The sequence below is a fragment of the Pseudonocardia cypriaca genome, from assembly GCF_006717045.1.
In the GTDB taxonomy this organism is placed as follows: Bacteria; Actinomycetota; Actinomycetes; order Mycobacteriales; family Pseudonocardiaceae; genus Pseudonocardia; species Pseudonocardia cypriaca.
Genome location: NZ_VFPH01000002.1, coordinates 425,725 through 443,315 on the forward strand (window position 1 = coordinate 425,725; position 17,591 = coordinate 443,315).

Below are 17,591 nucleotides of genomic sequence, written 5' to 3' on the forward strand. Positions count from 1 at the left end.
CGGAAAGGGGTCAGCGGCGGAAGCGCTCGGGCCGGAAGGCCGCCAGCATCGGGTGCCGGGCACCGCTGAGGATCTCGTAGGACAGGAGCTCACCCGCGATGAGTCCGAGCGTGGCGCCGGAGTGGGTGAACGCGACGACACAACCGGGCAGCTCCGCGAGCTCCCCGAACACCGGCTCCCCGTCGCCCGGGATCGGTTTGCGGCCCAGCTTCCAGGAGGCGGCGGACAGCTCCTCGCCGCCCGCCAGCACGGCCGACGCCTCGGCCACGAGCTCCTTCACGACCGACTCGTCGATCGTGCACCCGTCGCCGGTCTCGACGATGCGGTCCTCGTACCAGCTGTGGTCGAGCGCGTAGGTGCCGCCGGGGTTGGGCCGCATCGCCACCCGGGGCGTGTTGAGGACCGATCGCATCCCGGTCCGCGCCGGCTCGGTGAGCACGAGCATGGACAGCGGCGAGCGGTCCGGGATGTGCACCCCGTGCTCGGCCACGACCGCGGGCGTGTCCGCTCCGCAGGCCACGACGACGGCGTCGGCGTCGAACCGGTGGCCCCTGGTCGTGGTGACGCCGCGCGCGGCACCGTGCTGCGCCACGACGCTCGCCCGGCCCGCCTGCCGGACCACGTCTCCGCCGAGCCGGGTGAGCTCGCCGATCAGGTGCTCGATCAGGTGCGGCAGCGACACCCAGCCCTCGCCGGGGTTGTGCACCGCAACCTCACCGATCGCCGCCGGGGCGACGCCGGGGACCCGCTCGGCCGCCTCCGCGGGCTCGGCGAGGTGCGAGTCGTAGCCGTGCGCCACCTCGTGGCGGTGCCGGTCCTCGACCTCGGCGCGCCTGCCGGCCGCCGCCCAGGAGAGGCCGCCGTCGAAGTGCAGCCACTCCCGGTCCGGGTCGGCGGCGAACAGGGTGCGGTAGCGGTCGATGCCGGCCATCCGCAGCGCGTGGTAGGGCTGCGACCGGGCGCCCGCGGAGTTCAGCCACGACAGCGACCGCCCGGACGCTCCGTCGGCCGGCTCGCCCTCGGTCACCAGCACGACCGAGGCCCCGTCCCGCTGCAGGTGCGTGGCCGTGGAGACGCCGATGATGCCGCCGCCCACCACCACGACGCGCTTCGCGGGTCCGTCGGCTCGGGACATGGGTAGATCCACCTCTTCCTCGTAGGTCGGGGTCAGCGCTGCGCGCAGCGGCCGTGGGCCCGCTCGATGATCTGCAGGACGGTCACCGCGTCCCGGGGGTCGACCGGGAGCTCGCCATCGCCGGCGAGCGCGGCGGCGAGCAGCCGGTAGAACTGCCCGTAGTCACCCCGTTCGGGCTCGACCCGCCGGGTGTCGCCGGGGACGCCGAGCGTGCCGCGGTTGTCCTGCGGCTCACGGCCGAAGTCCGGGTCGCTCGGCCACCCACCCGCGACGAGCGCCGCCTCCTGCGGGTCGAGGCCCCACTTCGTGTAGCCGGCCCGGGAGCCGAGGACGTGGAACCGCGGCGCGGGCGCCGCGGCAAGGCCGGACATGTACAGCCGCGACCGGCTGCCGTTCGCGTGCCGCAGGACGACCATCGTGTCGTCGTCGCCGTCGCCCTCGTGGCCGGGCGCCCGGCGAACGACGTCGGCCCACACGTCCTCGACCGGCCCGAGCAGCACGCATGCCTGGTCGATCAGGTGGGTGCCGAGGTCGAACAGGATCCCGCCGCCGTCGGCGATGCGGGTGGTGGCCTTCCAGCCGCGGAAGCCCTGCGGCTTCCACCACTCGAACCGGGACTCGAACGTGTGCACGTCGCCGAGGTCACCGCCGTCGACGAGACGGCGCAGGGTGCGGAAGTCACCGTCCCAGCGCCGGTTCTGGAACACGGTCAGCAGGCGCCCGGCCGCCCGGGCGTGCTCGATCAGGGCGGCACCCTGCGCGCTCGTGGGCGCGAACGGCTTGTCCACCACCACGTGCAGGCCGTGGTCGAGCGCGGCCGTTGCGAGCGGGACGTGGGTCTGCGGCGGCGTCGCGACGACCACGAGGTCGACCTCGCCCGCCCGGGCGAACAGCTCCGCCGGATCGGCGAGGACGGTCGCGCCCGGGTGCGCCTGCTGCGCCTGGCGGGCCCGCTCCGGGTCGCCGGTCACGATGTGGTCCAGCGAGTACGACTCGTCGCAGGCGAGGAACGGGGCGTGGAAGACCCGCCCGGACACGCCGAAGCCGATGACGGCGGTACGCACGGGCGTCGAGCGGCCGCTCACGGCGCGATCCCGTAGACGGTCCTCGCCGTCTCCGCCGAGATGCGGCCCTCGGCCAGGTCCCGGCGCACCTCCTCGGGATCCCGGTCGGCGGGCGGGCCGTAGCCGCCGGCGCCGGCCGTGCACACCGAGACCCGGTCACCGGGCTGCAGGCGGGTGTAGCCGTGGGAGATCGGCTGCGCCCCGTCGGAGAGCTCAACGCCTGCAGAGGCGCCGGGCCCGCCGCCGTCCAGCCCCCACGGCTGCGAGCGCTGCCGCGACGTGTCGAGCCAGAAGTGCACATCGCGCTCCTCGACGCGGACGGTGCGCCGGATGCCCATGCCGCCGCGGGTGCGGCCGGTGCCCCCGGAGTCGTCGATGAGCGCGTACTCCTCGACCACGAGCGGGTACTCGGTCTCCAGCGCCTCCACCGGCAGGTTGCTGGTGTTGGTCATGTGCACCTGGACGCCGTCCATGCCGTCCTTGCCGAGCCGGGCCCCGCAGCCGCCGCCGATCGTCTCCAGGTAGACGAAGTAGCGACCGGTGCGGCTGTTCACCCCGGAGAAGTGCACGCCGGTGTTCGCCCCGTTGCTGGCCGCGGTGACGGTTTCCGGAACCGCGCAGGCCAGCGCCCCGTGGATCAGGTCGACCACCCGCTGGCAGGTCTCGCTGCGCCCGTTCACCGCGGCGGGCTCGACGCAGTCCAGCACCGAGCCGCGCGGTGCGCTGATCGTCACCGGCCGGTGCAGCCCGGCGTTCGGCACGATGTCCGGGTCGACCAGCGTCTTCAGCGAGTAGTAGACGGCCGCGTGCAGCGCGGTCCACACGACGTTGACGCTGGCCCGCACCTGCGGCGGCGCGGTGAAGTCGAAGGCCACCTCGTCGCCGCGCACGGTGACCGTGACCCCGAGCTCGAGCTCCTCGTCCAGCTCCGGGCAGTCGAACAGGTCGGTGAACGCGTAGCGGCCGTCCGGAACCTTCGCGATCGCGGCGCGGGTCCGGCGCTCGGTGTAGTCGAGCAGCGCCTCGCCCGCCGCGACGAGCGTGTCGCGCCCGTACCGGTCGCACAGCTCGGCGAACCGCGTGCACGCCAGGCGGTTGGCCGCGATCTGGGCGCGTAGGTCGGCCTTGCGCTCGTGCGGCACCTGGCAGTTGAGCAGGATCAGCTCGAACAGGTCGGTCTGCAGCTCGCCCCGACGCTCCAGCCGCACCGGCGGGATCCGCAGGCCCTCCTGGAAGATGTGCGCGTGCCCGCGATCGCCGAAGTCGGCGTGGTGGGCGAGGTTGGCCACCCACGCGGTGATCTCACCGCCAACGAACACCGGCGACACCAGCACGATGTCCGGCAGGTGCGAGCCACCGCCGGTGAACGGGTCGTTGCCGATGAACGTGTCCCCGTCGTCGATGGTCTCCAACGGGTAGCGCCGGGTGATCTCGTCCACGATGCCCATCAGCGAGCCGAGGTGCAGCGGCGAGCCGCCCTCGTCCTGGGCGAGCATGCGGCCGCGGGCGTCGAACACCGAGGCCGTGCAGTCGCGGCGCTCCTTGATGTTGGTGGAGTAGGCGGCGCGCACGAGCGTCTCGCCCATCTCCTCGACGATGGACGACAAGGCCGAGCCGATCACCTCGATCAGCACCGGGTCCTGCATGGTCTTCCTCTCGTTGTCCGCGCTCATGAGCCCACCGCCACGACCAGGTTGCGGAGCTCGTCGACGGTGGCCACGTCGCCGGGCAGCAGCAACGTGGTGGTGTCCATCTGCTCGATGACGGCCGGGCCTGCGATCCGGTGGCCGGGCGCGAGGCGTCTCCGGTCGTACACCGGGCACTCGGTGTGCCCGCCGCTCTCCGGCAGGTAGACCTGCCGCGTCGCGCGCACCGCGGCCGCGGCGTCGCTTCCACCGAGCGGGACGCGGTCCAGCTCCGCCCGCGCCACCTGACCGATGGCCCGCAGCCGGAACGTGACGACCTGGACCTCCTCCTCCTGGGCGGAGTAGCCGTACATCCGCTCGTGCTCCGCGGCGAAGCGCTTGGTCATCTGGTCGACGGTGGCGGCGGTGATCTCGCCGTCCGGCACCTGCACCGGCAGCTCGTAGTTCTGCCCGACGTAGCGCATCTCGGCCCAGCGCTCGATCAGGCGCCGCTCGGCGGGCACGTTCTCCTCGGCCAGCCACGCCGTCGCCGAACCGGCCAGCCCGGCGAACACCTCCGTCACCTCGGCCACCGCCGTCTGCGCCGCGGCCAGCGGGACGATGCGGGTGCGCAGGAAGTCGGCCCGGATGTCGGTCATGAGCAGGCCGGCGGCGCACTGCGCACCGGGCGTCTCCGGCACGAGCACGGTGCGCATGCCCAGCTCGCGGGCGAGGCGCACGGCGTGCAGCGGGCCTGCGCCGCCGAAGGGTACGAGCACGTAGTCCCGCGGGTCGTAGCCCCGCTGCACGGAGATGACCCGGATGGCCCGCGCCATGTTCGCGGTGACGACCCGCACGATGCCCTGTGCCGCGTCGAGCACGTCCAGCCCGAGCGGCTCGGCCACGCCGGCCACCGCGCGCCGCGCCGCCTCGGCGTCGATCCGCATCTGACCGTCCAGGAGGTACTCCGGGTTGAGCACCTGCAGCACGACGTTCGCGTCGGTGACGGTCGGCTCGCTGCCGCGCCCGTAGCACGCGGGCCCCGGGTCGGCCCCCGCGCTGGCCGGGCCGACCTTCAGCGCGCCGCCCGCGTCGATCCAGGCGATGGATCCGCCACCCGCGCCGACGGTGTGGATGTCCAGCATCGGGGCGCGGACCGGCCGACCGTCGATCTCGGTACCGCTGGTGATCTTCGGTACGCCGTCCTGGACGAGCGAGACGTCCGACGAGGTACCGCCGACGTCGAACGTGATGATGTCCGGGTAGCCCGCGGCCCTCGCGATCTCCGCCGCGCCGACCACGCCGGTGCTGGGGCCGGACAGGACCATCCGGGAGGGCATCCGCTCGGCCGCCTCGAACGGGATGATCCCGCCGTTGGACTGGGTGACGTGCGGCACCGCACGCAGCCCGAGCTCGGACAGCCGGGTCCGCAGGCGGGCGAGGTAGCGCGCGACGACCGGCCCGATGTAGGCGTTGACGACCACGGTGGACAGCCGCTCGTACTCGCGGAACTCCGGCAGCACGGCGGAGGAGACCGACACGTACACGCCGGGCAGCTCCTCGGCGAGGATCTGCTCCACCACCCGCTCGTGCTCGGGGTGCACGAAGCTGTAGAGGAAGCACACCGCCACCGCCTCGACGCCGTGGCCGCGCAGTCGAAGCGCGAGCTCGCGGACCTGCGCGGGATCGACCGCCCGCTCCACCCGCCCGTCGTGGCGGACCCGCTCGTCGACCTCCAGCCGCAGGTCGCGGGCGACGAGGGCCGCGGGCTTGTCGGCCTGCAGGTCGTACAGGGCGGGGCGCCTGCCGCGCCCGAGCTCCAGCAGGTCGCGGAACCCCGCGGTGGTCAGCAGGCCCGTGCGGGCGCCGCGCTCGGTGAGCAGGGCGTTGGTCCCGACCGTGGTGCCGTGCGCGAAGTAGGTGACGTCGCCGAGGTCGCGCCCGCCCACGTCGTCGAGGATGCGGGAGACGCCGTCGACGATCGCCCGAGCGGGGTCGTCGGGGGTGCTCGACACCTTGCGCACGTGGAGCCGTCCGGTCCGCTCGTCCAGTGCGCAGACGTCGGTGAACGTGCCACCGGTGTCGACGCCGATCCGAAGTGTCATTCCGCGAGCCCATCCGTGGTTGAGAACCTTCTCAGTGCTGCTGGGCGAGAAGGTTCTCAGTCCGTAGTAGGGTGCGTCAAGGGATCGCGCAGAATCCGCGGCGGTCCGGGACCGCCACGGGGGGAGAGCCGCACATGACGACGCACCGGGCGGCCTCACCGTCCCTGATCGACGTGGCGCGGGCGGCGGGCGTGTCCACCGCAACCGCGGGGCGCGCCCTCGGCGGGTACGGGCAGGTGCGCGCCGGCACCCGGGAGCGGGTGCTCGCCGCTGCCGCCGAGCTGGGGTACCGGACCAACGGCCTCGCCCGCAGCATGATCACCGGCAGCACGCAGACCATCGGCGTGGTCGTCACCGACGTGGCCAACCCGTTCTTCGCCACCGCGCTGCGCGGCGTCACCGACGTGGTCCAGCCCGCGGGCTTCGAGGTGCTGCTCGCCAACACCGGGAGCGCGGTCGAGGCCGAGCGCCGGGCGATCACCGTGATGTCGGAGAAGCGGGTCGACGGCGTGATCGTCGCGGCCGCACAACCCTCCCAGGGAGCCCATCTCAAGCACGCGATCGACCTCGGCGTGCCGATTGTGCTCCTCGACCGGCAGGTGGCCGGTGTGGCCGACGCCGACAGCGTCACGATCGACAACGAGCAGGCCGCAGCGGATGCGGTGGCGCACCTGCTCGAGCTCGGCCACCGGCGGATCGGCGTGGTGACCGAGGCGGGCGACCGGCTCGCCGGGCTGCGCGGGGCGGGCAACCGGCGCAAGGGGCTGTTCCCGAGCGCGGTTCGATTGCGCGGCTACCTGCGCGCGATCGGCGCCGCCGGCCTGGAGATCGACGAGGGGCTGATCGGGTCGGCGCGCTACGACCGGGACTCCGCCTACGACGCCACCATCCGGCTGCTGGCCCGGGACGACCCGCCGACCGCGATCCTGTGCACCGACAACGTCCTCGCCTCCGGCGCGTTCCGCGCGGCCCAGGACCGCGGCCTGCGCATGCCCGACCAGCTGTCGCTGGTGGGGTTCGACGACGAGCCGTGGACCACGCTCGTCCGGCCGGAGCTGACGATCGTCGAGCAGCCGACGTACGACCTGGGAACGCGGGCGGGCCGCCGGCTGCTCGACCGGATCACCGGTGCCCGCGACGGCCGCACCGTCCACGTGCAGCTGCAGGCGAAGCTGCTGGTGCGCGGCTCGACCGGCGCGCCGGCCGCCCGCTGACGGCACCGGCGGCGAGGTCCTGCACGAGCGACTCCCCTACGCCACCATCAGCGCATGCCGAAGTACCGGGTCAACGACGCCGCGGTCGACCACGCCCACCACCTCATCGACGCCCGCCGCTACGTCCTGCGGAGCCGCTGGGGAGACGTCCAGCCCTCCGCCGCCGACGGCACCCGCTACCTCAAGACCCACACCTGGGACGAGTACGGCGCCTGGCACCTCGGCCTCACCGACGGCGCGGCCGAGGACACCAAACGGCGCTACGCCTTCGTCTTCGGCGACTACACGCGCATCCATCGGATGGGGATCATCTCCTGCCACTACCGAGCCGCCGAGTGGGGCCACAAGGACATCGAGCTCGCCGCGCACGAGCTCCTGCAGTACCTGGACGACTCCCGCAGATGACGATCAGCAGGCCGTGCGTTCCACGGTGAGCTCGACGCTCCCCCGGTTGTTCGAGTACATCCCCCACGCGTCGTTGGCGAAGGCGTAGAGGTAGCCCTCGCCCCGTACCCGCAGCGTCCGCGGCCCCCGCCCGACCCCCAGCACCTGGTGCGGGAGCTGGTTGCCGGCGCCGTCGAACCCGCCGTTCGCCACCACGACGACCAGCTGCATCCACCGCGCCCCCGGCCCGTCGAACCTCTTCGAGAGCGGCAGCTCGGCGAGCGGGTTCTGCGTGAGGGTGCGCAGCTGCACCTCGATCGAGTCCGCGACGGCGCCGAGGCCGTAGGCCATCCGCCCGACGAACGACGGTTCGTCGATCCCGTCGGGGCCGGCCACCTCGTCCTTGTCGATCCACTCACCGCAGGCGGTGAGCCGGTAGGTGCAGCCGTCTCGGACGTAGACACCGGTCTCGCACCACGGCAGGTGCGCGAAGATCTCGGCGGTGCGCCGCTGACCCGGTTCGAGCTCGACGGAGGGGCGGTACGGATCCTGCCGGGCGGGCGGCTGCAGGCAGCGACGCAGCGCCGAGTCGTGCACCCGGTCCGACTCCGGCCGGATGCGGGGCACGCTGCGGGGTGTCGGGCTGATCCGCTGGTACGGGCCGACGCAGCTGTCGTGCAGCACGTCGAACGGATCGCCCTCGATCTCCTTCGCCTGCGACGAGAACGCGAGCGAGGTGTGCGCGCCCGCCTCGTCGATCATCCACCGCAGCGCGCCGTCGGACAGCCCGCTCTCCCGGTAGCCGCCGCCGACGTCGCTGTGGCAGCCGGGGAACCACAGCTGCTGCACCCGATCGGCGTCCTGGAGGGGCTGGCCGCTCGGTGTGGTCCAGAGGGTCGGCGCGAACGGCCCGCGCCGTTCGTCCAGTGCCACCGCGTGTCGGGCGCACCGCACCCCGGGGTTGAGGTGGGTGTCGTGGAAGGCGTAGCCGGCGTCGTCGTCGGCGAGGTTGAGGAGCCCGAAGAAGTCCGGGATCCCGAGCGAGCCGACCGTGTCCCACACCCCGAGGAACTCGATCCTGGCGCCGAGCGCCGCCCGGTCCGCCGCGTCGGCGGGTGGGCCGAAATCGGGGAAGAACGTGGTGCCGGCGTGCCAGGCCCGGTCGCGTCGCCCGACGCCGGGCACGTAGCCGTCCTCGTAGACGCGGCGCACGACGTCCCACGCACCTCCCGGCGCTCCGCTGCCCGGTGCCGCGACCCGCGCCAGCCCGCACGACGTCAGCATGGCGACGAGGCTGCGCACCGTGTAGGCACCGCGGCTGAAGCCGACGACCGAGATGAGGTCGCCGGGCTCGTAGGTGTTCGCGAGCCAGAGGTAGGCGTTCATGATGTTGCGGGACAGCCCGCGCCCGGTCCCACCGTCGAAGGTGCGCGACAGCAGCGAGCCGTCGGCACCGACCCCGGAGAAGTACCGTGCGACCTGCCGCGTCCCGTCCTGGGCGGTGTCGGCGAGCAGGTTGTGGAAGACCCGGACGTTGGTCGGGGTCGGCACGCCGTCCCTGGCCTGGTCCGCCCGGTTCCACGTGCCGTCGCAGCAGACGACGATGTGCCTCATCGCGGTTTCCCCTCGCCCGTCCCCCCGGGCTGGTTCGACGATGTCTTCACACCGGTCCCTGATACGAGTTGCCGGGCCGTCGAATCAGACCTGCCGGGCCGGGTAGGCGCGAAAACCTCAGCGCCGGCCCTGACGACATGAGCGGTCGGCAGCGCCGATGATCCGCTCGTCAGTGACGCGTGGCGTTCCCCGGCCCGTCGCCCTGGTGCCGGCTGCCGGTGCTGGGTCCGGACGCCGCCCAGCTGGCGAGGATGTCCATGGCCCGCCGTGAGGGCGAGTCGGGTTCGGTGGTGTAGACGAACAGGGTCGTGTCGGGGTCGCCGGGCAGGGTGAGGGTCTCGTACTCGACGGTGAGATCCCCGACGAGTGGATGACGCAGGCGTTTCGAGCCGTGGGTGCGTTGGTGGACCCGGTGCTGCACCCACCACTGGTCGAACTCGCGACTGTGTTCGCGCAGTTCGGCCACGAGCTCGTTGGTGGCGCGGTCGTCGGGGTCGCGGCCGACGTCGAACCTCAGGTTCTCGACCGCTGCTCGAGCTTGATCGCCCCAGTCCACGAACAGCGACCGGGCGTCCTCGTCGAGGAACATCCAGCGGGCGTAGTTGCGCCGGCCCGGCGGCAGGAGGTCGAAGTCGGTGAACAACGCCCTGGCCATCCGGTTGGCGGCCAGGACGTCGGTGCGGCGTCCGAGGATCAGGGCGGGTTCGCCGTCGAGGGCGTCGAGCAGCTGGTAGAGCCCGGGGCGGACGCGCTGGACGGCACGGGAACGTCGACGAGCCGGTGCTGCGCTCAGCCCGATCAGGTCTTCCAGGTGCGCTCGTCCCGCGTCGTCGAGACCGAGGGCACGACCGATGGCCTCGACCACGGCCGGTGAGGGCGTGATGCGCCGCCCCTGCTCGAGGCGGGCGTAGTAGTCGGTGGACACCCCGGCCAGCAGCGCGACCTCCTCGCGGCGCAGGCCCGGCACGCGACGCACGCGCCCGTCCGGCGGCAACCCGGCACGTGCTGGGTCGCCCTGGCTGCGAGCCCGCCGCAGGAAATCGGCGAGTTCCCGGTTCGTCCCTGCCACAGAGCTCATTCTCCCCGATGTCCCCTCCCCGCAACTGGACCTGTGCGTCCTAGGTTGCCGAGTCCGAGGCCGCGCAGGGCGCGAGATGAGCCCCCGGAAGCAACTCCCGCAAGCGAGTCTGGAGCCACGCCCAAAACCCCTTGAGGCGCCTCCAGTGAATAGGAAAGGACGACCATGAGCTTCCCGTCGAATCGACCGGCAACCTGGTTCGTGACCGGCACCTCCCGCGGCCTGGGCATCGAGCTGGTCACCCAGCTGCTGCAGCGCGGCGACCACGTCGCGGCGACGACGCGCTCCACCGAGCGGCTGCTGTCGGCGCTCGACGGCCGCGTCGACACGTCGCGGCTCCTCCCCCTGACCGTCGACCTGCGTGACGAGGCGGCCGTCGAGCAGGCCGTCCACCAGACCGTCGAGCGGTTCGGCGGCCTCGACGTCGTGGTCAACAACGCCGGGTACGGCTTCCTGGCCGCGGTCGAGGAGACCAGCGCCGCCGAGGTCCGCGACATGCTCGACGTCCAGGTCGTCGGCGTGTGGAACGTCCTGCGCGCCACGCTGCCGCTCCTGCGCGAGCAGAAGAGCGGGCACATCGTCAACGTCTCGTCGGTCCTCGGACTGACCGCCGTTCCGGGCTGGGGCCTCTACTGCGCCGGCAAGTTCGCATTGGAAGGTCTCAGCGAGGCGCTCGCCACCGAGGTCGCCGAATTCGGTGTCGAGGTCACCATCGTCGAGCCGGGCTACTTCCGCACCAGCTTCCTCACCAGGGACTCCCTCGCGCTGCCCACCCGTGCCACCGACGCCTACCCGGGCATCCGCGAGATGACCGAGAACCACCTGAAGCTGCAGGGCGCCCAGCTCGGCGACCCTGTCAAGGGAGCCGCGGCCATCATCGACGAAGTCGTGCGTGGTGAGGGCCCGCTGCGCCTGCTGCTCGGATCGGACGCGCACGCCTACGCCACCGCCAAGGTCGACGCCCTGCGCGCGAACCTCGACGCCACCGCGGAGACCGCACCCACCACCGACCACGCCACGGTCTGATGTAGATCGACACTCTCTGCACCGCCGTTCCGGACAGGCTCGTCGGGTGGGCCGGATCACTCTCCGTACGGCTCACGATGCCCGGCGCTGCCCCGTCCTGAAGTCGTGGACATCGCTGCAGTCGCACGGAACACCGGCCCACCGACCTGGCCACGGGCAGGCGATACGTTCCCCTCCCGCGTCACACCGTGAACACCGTTTCTTGGAGTGCCATGCTGTACGGGCGTCAGGTGGAGCTGTCCGTCGTCGCCGAGTTGTTGGAAGGCCGCTCCGGCGCTCTGGTGGTACGTGGCGTGGCGGGCATCGGCAAGTCGGCTCTCCTGGCGTCCTCCGCGGCGGGTGCGCACGCGCGGGTGCTGCGGGTCACGGGTGTCGAGTCCGAGGCGGATCTGCCGTTCGCCGCCTTGCACCTGCTGCTGCGCCCGGTTCTCGAGCACCTCGAGGCGCTGCCGCAGCAGCAGGCGGACGCGCTGCGCGGTGCGCTCGGCCTCGGCGGCGCCACCCGGGGAGACCGGTTCCTCGTCGGGCTCGCGACGCTCAGCCTGCTGGTGGAGCTGTCGGCCGCAGGTCCGGTGCTCTGCCTGGTCGACGACGCGCAGTGGCTGGACGGCGAGTCGGCCGACGCGCTGCTGTTCGCCGCGCGCCGCCTGCATGCAGAGCCCGTCACCGTGTTGTTCGCCGCGCGGGAGGGCGCGTTTCCCGCGAGGGGGTTGCCCGAGTTGCGGCTGGGTGAGCTGGACGTCGAGGCCGCCCACAAGCTCCTCGCCGAGCGGGTGGCCGACCTGCCACCTGCCGTTCGCGACCAACTCGTCGCCGAGGCCGGGGGCAACCCGCTCGCGCTGATCGAGTTGCCCCGCATGCTCACCCCCGAGCAGCGCAGGGGCGCCCTCGTCCCGCTGTCCTTCTCCCTCGGTACGGCACAGCCGGTGACCGACAGGGTGCTGACCGGTTTCCGCGAGCGGATATCGGACCTCCCCGACGCCACCCGCGCCTGCCTGCTGGTCGCGGCCCTCGACGATCACGACGAGCTGGATGTGCTCGCACGCGCGCTCGGTCTGCTCGGTGCCTCGCTGGACGACTTCGCCGAAGCCGAGCGCGCCGGCCTGGTCCGGGTGGGCCCGGGGGGCGTGGCCTTCCACCACCCGCTGGTGCGCACCGCAGTACTGCTGGCCTGCGACATCGCGGCCCGGATGGCCGCGCACCGGGCCCTGGCGGAGACGGTCGACGACGACCGGCGAGCCTGGCACCTGGCCGCCGTCACCCGGCAACCCGACGAGGAGGTGGCCGGCAGGCTGGAGAGCCTGGCGCTGCGCGCGCGGCTGCGCGGTGGGCAGATGGCGGTGTCGGCGGCCTACGCACGCGCCGCCGAACTGTCCGCCGACCCCGGCCATGCCGTGCGCCGGTGGACGGCCGCTGCCTCGGCCGCGGCCGAGGCCGGCCTGTGGCAGCGCGCTGCGGAACTGGTGGAAAAGGCGCGCCACCGCACCGAGGCGACCCCGGCAGGCGCCGTCATGGCAGATCTCGCCCACGTGCGCGCGATGCTGGAGGTGGAGGCGGGTCGGCCGCTCCACGGCGTGCGGCTGCTGCACGAGGGAGCCGAGGCGGCCGAGGACCAGCCGGCCAGGCTGTCACTGCTCAGCTTGGCCTGCTACTACACCTGGGCCAGTGTCAACCACCCCGACCAGCTGGCACTGGCCCGCCGTACCGAGGAGCTGTGCCCGGACGGCGACGAGCCGGCCGTCATGCTGCGCACCTTCACCCACGCCTTCCGCCTGGTCCTCGAGGGCGACGCCGCCGTGACCACGCTGACCTACCGGATGCCGGACGACCCCCAGCGCATACCGTTCGAGCTGCGCGTCCTGCTCGCCCACCAGTGCGTCGTCAGCGCCGATCTCGACGGCATGCTGGACGGCTCGGCCCGGCTCGTCGAGGACTGCCGGGCGGAGGGACGCCTGGGACGGATGCCTCAGGCCATGACGATCCTCGCCATCGCTCAGCTCGTCAGCGGACACCACCGTTCCGCACGAGCCACCGTGACCGCGGGCCTGGACCTGGCCGGCGACGTCGGCCGGCCGCAGTGGCGCAGCTACCTGGCGGGCGTGCACGCGTGGCTGTCCGCGGTCGCCGGCGCGCAGGAGGAATGCCGGGCGATGGCCGCGCGAGCCATCCAGGACGGCGACCACCGCAAGTGGATGCCGGGAGCCTGGTGGGCCGAGTTCGCCCTCTCGGCTCTGGACTTCGGGCTGGGCCGCCACGACGCGGTGCTCGACCGGATCGACCGGGCGATGTCCGGGCCCACGCGCCACGCCTTCCTGTGGCGGTGTTTCTGGCCGGACTACATCGAGGCCGCAGTCCGGGTCGGGGATCCGCGGCGTGCCGAAGTCCATCTCCGTCGCTACACGGAGTGGGCCGAGGCGACCGGCCGGTCCAGGCCGCTCGCGGTGTTGCACCGGGTCCGCGCGCTGCTCGCCCCGGACGGCGAGGCCGGGGACCTGTACGAGCGGGCGATGGCCCTGCACGCGGAGGGCAGGCAGCCCTTCGACGAGGCACGCACCCGTCTGGTCTACGGCGAGTGGCTGCGCCGCCACCGGCGCCGCGCCGAGGCTCGCACCCAGCTCCAGGCCGCCATGGAGGCCTTCGCCCGGCTCGGTGCGGTGCCCTGGACCGACCGCGCCACCGCCGAGCTGCGCGCCACCGGGCTCTCCCTGCCCGATCGTTCCCGCACCGGAGATCCGCTGGCCGTGCTGACACCGCAGGAGCTCCAGGTGGTACGACTGGCCGTCACCGGTGCGTCCAACCGGGAGATCGGCGCGCAACTCTTCCTGAGCCCGCGCACGGTCGCCTCCCACCTGTACAAGGCCTTCCCGAAGCTGGGTGTCTCCTCCCGCGCCGAGCTGATCAGGCTCCCGGGCGTGGCCTGAGGGCAGGTCGCGCCTGCTCGTCGCCAGCGCCAGTAGGCAGCCGTTCACGACGGCGAAGCTGGGCCGAGGCCCTCGCGGATCGCCTCCGTCGCGTGACTGAAGCGCCCCGGATACCCATCAGTCACGTGACGGAGGCGGCCAGGACGGCGAGATTCCTAGGTTCGCGGCCATGACAAATCGACCGGAGCCGGACTCGGCGATCCTCCCGGCGATCGCGACGGGGGCGCCGGATGCCTCCGCCAGGCGCGCCGGGACCGCCGCCGCCGATGCGGCCGGTCGCGCCACATTCCGCAGGCATCGTGCCACCACCTGTTGACGTTTGCGGCCGGATGTCCTACCGTTTGCCTACAAACGTTGACCAACAAGCGTTGCCAAGCTCTGGAGGGACGCATGCCACCCACTGTCACCAACACCGATGTCCTGGTCGTGGGTGCCGGACCGACCGGACTACTGCTGGCCGGCGATCTGGCCGAGGCGGGTCTGTCGGTCGTGCTGGTCGAGCGCCGCCCGCACAAGGTCAGCAACCTGTCCCGCGCGCTGGTCGTACACGCCAGGGTGCTGGAGCAGTTCGACGCCCGCGGCATCGCCGAGGAGGTCGTGGCGACCGGGCACCCGATCAGCCGGCTGGCGCTGTTCGAGGCGGCCAGGCTCAATCCCTCGCGACTGCCCACCCGCTACCCGTTCGTCCTGTTCACCCCTCAGTACGAGGTGGAGAAGGTACTGGAGCGCAGGGCCCGCGAGGCCGGCGTCGCCTTCGTGTACGAAACCAAGGTCGTCGCGGTGGAGCAGGACGCCGACGGCGTCACGGCCCACACCCAGGACGAGCACGGGCAGCCGGGCGCCACGCTCCGCGCGTCCTACCTGGTCGGCGCCGACGGCGTGCACAGCGCGATCCGGCCTGCCATCGGCCAGTCCTTCCCCGGTGAGACGATCCTCAGCTCGCTGATCCTGGCCGACGTCCGGCTCGCCGAGGCACCGGATCTGCCCTTCGTCGTGAACGCCGTCCCAGACGGGTTCGCACTGCTCACCGAGATGGGCGACGGCCTGTACCGGGTGACCGGCTGGAACCGGCACCACCAGCTCCCCGACGACGCGCCGCTGGAGGCGGACGAGGTCGAGGAACTGCTCCGGATGAACTTCGGCACCGACTTCGGCATCACCGAGATCCCGTGGATGTCCCGGTTCCACAGCGACGAGCGGCAGGCCCCGGCCTACCGCGTCGGGCGGGTCTTCCTCGCCGGTGACGCAGCGCACGTGCACTCCCCCGCGGGTGCCATGGGCATGAACACCGGCCTCCAGGACGCCGCCAACCTGAGCTGGAAGCTCGTGGCCGTGCTTCGTGATGGCGCCGACGACCGGTTGCTGGACACGTACCAGGCCGAACGGCACGCGGTCGGCAAGCTGGTGCTGCGGATGAGCGGAACGCTGGTGCGGGCCGCCCTGCTACGCGGCTACGCCGCCCGGCTGCTGCGCCGCGCGGCCGGAACGGTCATCAGCAACTTCCGACCGCTGGCCGACAAAGCGGCGTCCATGATCACCGGGATCGGCATCGCCTACAAGGCCCCACGCGGCGCGCACAAGCTGACCGGACGGCGCGCCCCCGACTTCGAACTGGCCGAAGGACGGCTGAACGAGCTCCAGCGCGGCGGCAGGTTCGTGCTGATCACACCGGCCGGTCAGGACGCGGACGTGCCCGGCCACGTCGTCCACGCGCGCTGGAACGGCGACCGACGCACCACGGCCCTCGTCCGTCCCGACGGCTACTTCGCCTGGGCGACCGACCGCCCCGACGAGGAGGGGCTCCACGCCGCCGTGGCCACCTGGGCGGGAACCGCGTCCACACGGGCCTGAAGGGGTCAGGGGCAACCCTCGTCGATACCGAAGGGATCAATCATGTCGAAGACAGTGCTGGTCACAGGCGCTTCCACCGGAATCGGTCGCGCCACTGCCCTCCTGCTGGCCCGCGAAGGCTTCACCGTCTACGCCGGAGTCCGCAAGGACATCGACGGCGAGGCCCTCGGCCCGACCGTCACCCCGATCAAGTTGGACGTCACCGACGCCGGCCAGATCGCGGATGCGGTCACGCGGATCGGTCGCCTGGACGCCCTGGTCAACAACGCGGGCATCGGCGTCACCGGCCCCGTCGAGTTCGTCTCCCTGGATGCGCTGCGCTGGCAGTACGAGGTCAACGTGTTCGGCCAGATCGCGGTCACCCAGGCCATGCTGCCGCTGCTGCGCGCATCGAAGGGCCGGCTCGTCACCATCGGCTCGGTCGGCAGCTGGATCACGCTGCCCTTCGGCGGCCCGCTGTGCTCGTCCAAGCACGCCATCCGCTCCCTCAACGACGCCCTGCGCATGGAGCTCGAGCCGTTCGGCGTGGCGGCGGTCCTCGTCGAACCCGGCTCGACCCACACCGACGCGGTGGACAAGCTGGAGGACGAGGTCGAACCGCGACTGGCCGCCATCGGCCCCGAGGGCAGGCGGCTGTACGGCGCCGCCTACCGGACCATGGTCACGAGCAGTCTCGAAGAGGAACGTTCGGGCTCCAGTCCCGACGTCGTCGCCCGCGCCGTCCTGCACGCCCTGACGGCGCGCAAGCCGCGGGCCCGCTACCCCGTCGGCAAGAAGTCGCGGCTGATGAGCACGCTCGGCCGCGTCGTCCCCCAGTACACCCTCGACGCCCTGCGCCTGCGCGCGCTGGGCCTGTCCTGAACGGAGCACATCATGCCCCAGCTCGCCGGCGCCGACGCCCTGACCGCGCTCGACCCCGTCTTCGCCCAGTTCGCCGTCGGCGCCGGGCACAACCTGTGGGGCCTGGAACACCTGACGACGCGCGAGAAGGCCTTCGTCTGCCTGACCGCCGACCTGTGCCACCCCCACCTGGACCTCCCCCTGGCCATGCACGTGCAGATGGCCCTGTCCAACGGTGTGGACGCCGAGTCGATCAGGGAGCTCTACCGCCACCTGGCCCCGTACGTGGGCTATCCGATCCTCGTTCCCGCCTTCCAGCGCCTGGCCGAACTCGGCCTGCCCGAAGCGGAGGACACCGAGCAGGTCGAACCGGTGCCGCTGACCGGAGCACTGGCCCGTGCCGTCCACGACCTGGAGGCCGTGGATCCGGGGCTGGCCGCCTTCACCGAGGACCAGCTGGCCCAGCGCTGGGCCCGCCCGTACCTCACCGTGCGCGAGCGGGCCATCGCCTGCCTGGTCGTGGACGCCTTCTACCAGACACTGGGCGAATCCCTGCGTCTGCACGCCGCGGTGGCGCGGGCCGCCGGGGCCACCGAGGAGACCTTTCGCGACCTGATCCGCGGCATCGCCGAGTTCGGGCTCGCCCGATCCTGGGCCACCGCGGCGGCTCTACTCCCACAGCCCGTGACTGCCGACGGGCCGGTCCGGGCAGGTCAACCGCTGTAGGCCGACAC

Annotated in this window: 13 protein-coding genes; 7 read left to right on the plus strand and 6 right to left on the minus strand. The window is 72.5% G+C overall.

Annotation, left to right across the window (positions count from 1 at the left end; translation table 11 throughout):
* Positions 1–10: 10 nt before the first annotated feature.
* From FB388_RS19675 to FB388_RS19690, 4 genes are read right to left on the minus strand one after another with little or no spacing between them, the layout of a single operon-like run.
* Entirely contained in the window at positions 11–1,135 is a 1,125-nt protein-coding gene (locus tag FB388_RS19675; RefSeq protein ID WP_142103660.1) for an NAD(P)/FAD-dependent oxidoreductase, read from the minus strand.
* A gap of 32 nt (positions 1,136–1,167) precedes the next feature.
* Complete coding sequence (locus FB388_RS19680; protein ID WP_142103661.1) at positions 1,168–2,220, minus strand: Gfo/Idh/MocA family protein; 1,053 nt, start codon at positions 2,218–2,220, stop codon at positions 1,168–1,170.
* Positions 2,217–3,872: a hydantoinase B/oxoprolinase family protein gene (locus tag FB388_RS19685; RefSeq protein ID WP_142103662.1), complete on the minus strand. Its 1,656-nt coding sequence runs from the start codon at positions 3,870–3,872 to the stop codon at positions 2,217–2,219. Before FB388_RS19685 ends, FB388_RS19680 begins: the two co-directional genes overlap by 4 nt.
* Positions 3,869–5,929, minus strand: coding sequence for a hydantoinase/oxoprolinase family protein (locus FB388_RS19690; RefSeq protein WP_142103663.1), 2,061 nt, complete (start codon positions 5,927–5,929; stop codon positions 3,869–3,871). The genes FB388_RS19685 and FB388_RS19690 overlap by 4 nt, the downstream gene beginning before the upstream one ends.
* A gap of 134 nt (positions 5,930–6,063) precedes the next feature.
* Between FB388_RS19690 and FB388_RS19695 the strand changes: the two genes are divergently transcribed.
* Positions 6,064–7,143, plus strand: a complete 1,080-nt coding sequence (locus FB388_RS19695) for a LacI family DNA-binding transcriptional regulator (protein ID WP_142103664.1) — start codon at positions 6,064–6,066, stop codon at positions 7,141–7,143.
* Between the two features lie 54 nt (positions 7,144–7,197).
* Positions 7,198–7,548, plus strand: coding sequence for a hypothetical protein (locus FB388_RS19700; protein ID WP_142103665.1), 351 nt, complete (start codon positions 7,198–7,200; stop codon positions 7,546–7,548).
* Positions 7,549–7,551: 3 nt separating this feature from the next.
* On the opposite strand, the gene FB388_RS19705 is transcribed toward FB388_RS19700, so the two are convergent.
* Positions 7,552–9,141 carry a DUF2235 domain-containing protein gene (locus FB388_RS19705; protein WP_142103666.1) on the minus strand — a complete coding sequence of 530 codons (1,590 nt, stop codon included), beginning with the start codon at positions 9,139–9,141 and terminating at the stop codon, positions 7,552–7,554.
* A 169-nt stretch (positions 9,142–9,310) separates the two neighbouring features.
* Positions 9,311–10,210 carry a helix-turn-helix transcriptional regulator gene (locus tag FB388_RS19710; protein ID WP_142103667.1) on the minus strand — a complete coding sequence of 300 codons (900 nt, stop codon included), beginning with the start codon at positions 10,208–10,210 and terminating at the stop codon, positions 9,311–9,313.
* A 210-nt stretch (positions 10,211–10,420) separates the two neighbouring features.
* Between FB388_RS19710 and FB388_RS19715 the strand changes: the two genes are divergently transcribed.
* The 5 genes from FB388_RS19715 (at position 10,421) to FB388_RS19735 (ending at position 17,583) form a co-directional block, all read left to right on the plus strand.
* Complete coding sequence (locus FB388_RS19715; protein ID WP_246122199.1) at positions 10,421–11,245, plus strand: SDR family NAD(P)-dependent oxidoreductase; 825 nt, start codon at positions 10,421–10,423, stop codon at positions 11,243–11,245.
* A 212-nt stretch (positions 11,246–11,457) separates the two neighbouring features.
* Complete coding sequence (locus FB388_RS19720) at positions 11,458–14,166, plus strand: LuxR C-terminal-related transcriptional regulator (protein ID WP_142103669.1); 2,709 nt, start codon at positions 11,458–11,460, stop codon at positions 14,164–14,166.
* A gap of 390 nt (positions 14,167–14,556) precedes the next feature.
* Positions 14,557–16,017: an FAD-dependent monooxygenase gene (locus FB388_RS19725; RefSeq protein WP_142103670.1), complete on the plus strand. Its 1,461-nt coding sequence runs from the start codon at positions 14,557–14,559 to the stop codon at positions 16,015–16,017.
* 42 nt (positions 16,018–16,059) lie between these two features.
* Complete coding sequence (locus tag FB388_RS19730) at positions 16,060–16,878, plus strand: SDR family oxidoreductase (RefSeq protein ID WP_142103671.1); 819 nt, start codon at positions 16,060–16,062, stop codon at positions 16,876–16,878.
* 12 nt (positions 16,879–16,890) lie between these two features.
* On the plus strand, positions 16,891–17,583 hold the full coding sequence (locus FB388_RS19735) for a carboxymuconolactone decarboxylase family protein (protein ID WP_142103672.1): 693 nt from the start codon (positions 16,891–16,893) through the stop codon (positions 17,581–17,583).
* Positions 17,584–17,591: the final 8 nt, after the last annotated feature.

What these genes read in the sequence shown, in the direction of transcription:
- FB388_RS19675 (WP_142103660.1), bottom strand. Translation starts at nt 1,135, where the DNA reads ATGTCCCGAGCCGACGGACCCGCGAAGCGCGTCGTGGTGGTGGGCGGC.
- FB388_RS19685 (WP_142103662.1), bottom strand. Translation starts at nt 3,872, where the DNA reads ATGAGCGCGGACAACGAGAGGAAGACCATGCAGGACCCGGTGCTGATC.
- FB388_RS19690 (WP_142103663.1), bottom strand. Translation starts at nt 5,929, where the DNA reads ATGACACTTCGGATCGGCGTCGACACCGGTGGCACGTTCACCGACGTC.
- FB388_RS19695 (WP_142103664.1), top strand. Translation starts at nt 6,064, where the DNA reads ATGACGACGCACCGGGCGGCCTCACCGTCCCTGATCGACGTGGCGCGG.
- FB388_RS19700 (WP_142103665.1), top strand. Translation starts at nt 7,198, where the DNA reads ATGCCGAAGTACCGGGTCAACGACGCCGCGGTCGACCACGCCCACCAC.
- FB388_RS19705 (WP_142103666.1), bottom strand. Translation starts at nt 9,141, where the DNA reads ATGAGGCACATCGTCGTCTGCTGCGACGGCACGTGGAACCGGGCGGAC.
- FB388_RS19720 (WP_142103669.1), top strand. Translation starts at nt 11,458, where the DNA reads ATGCTGTACGGGCGTCAGGTGGAGCTGTCCGTCGTCGCCGAGTTGTTG.
- FB388_RS19725 (WP_142103670.1), top strand. Translation starts at nt 14,557, where the DNA reads ATGCCACCCACTGTCACCAACACCGATGTCCTGGTCGTGGGTGCCGGA.
- FB388_RS19730 (WP_142103671.1), top strand. Translation starts at nt 16,060, where the DNA reads ATGTCGAAGACAGTGCTGGTCACAGGCGCTTCCACCGGAATCGGTCGC.
- FB388_RS19735 (WP_142103672.1), top strand. Translation starts at nt 16,891, where the DNA reads ATGCCCCAGCTCGCCGGCGCCGACGCCCTGACCGCGCTCGACCCCGTC.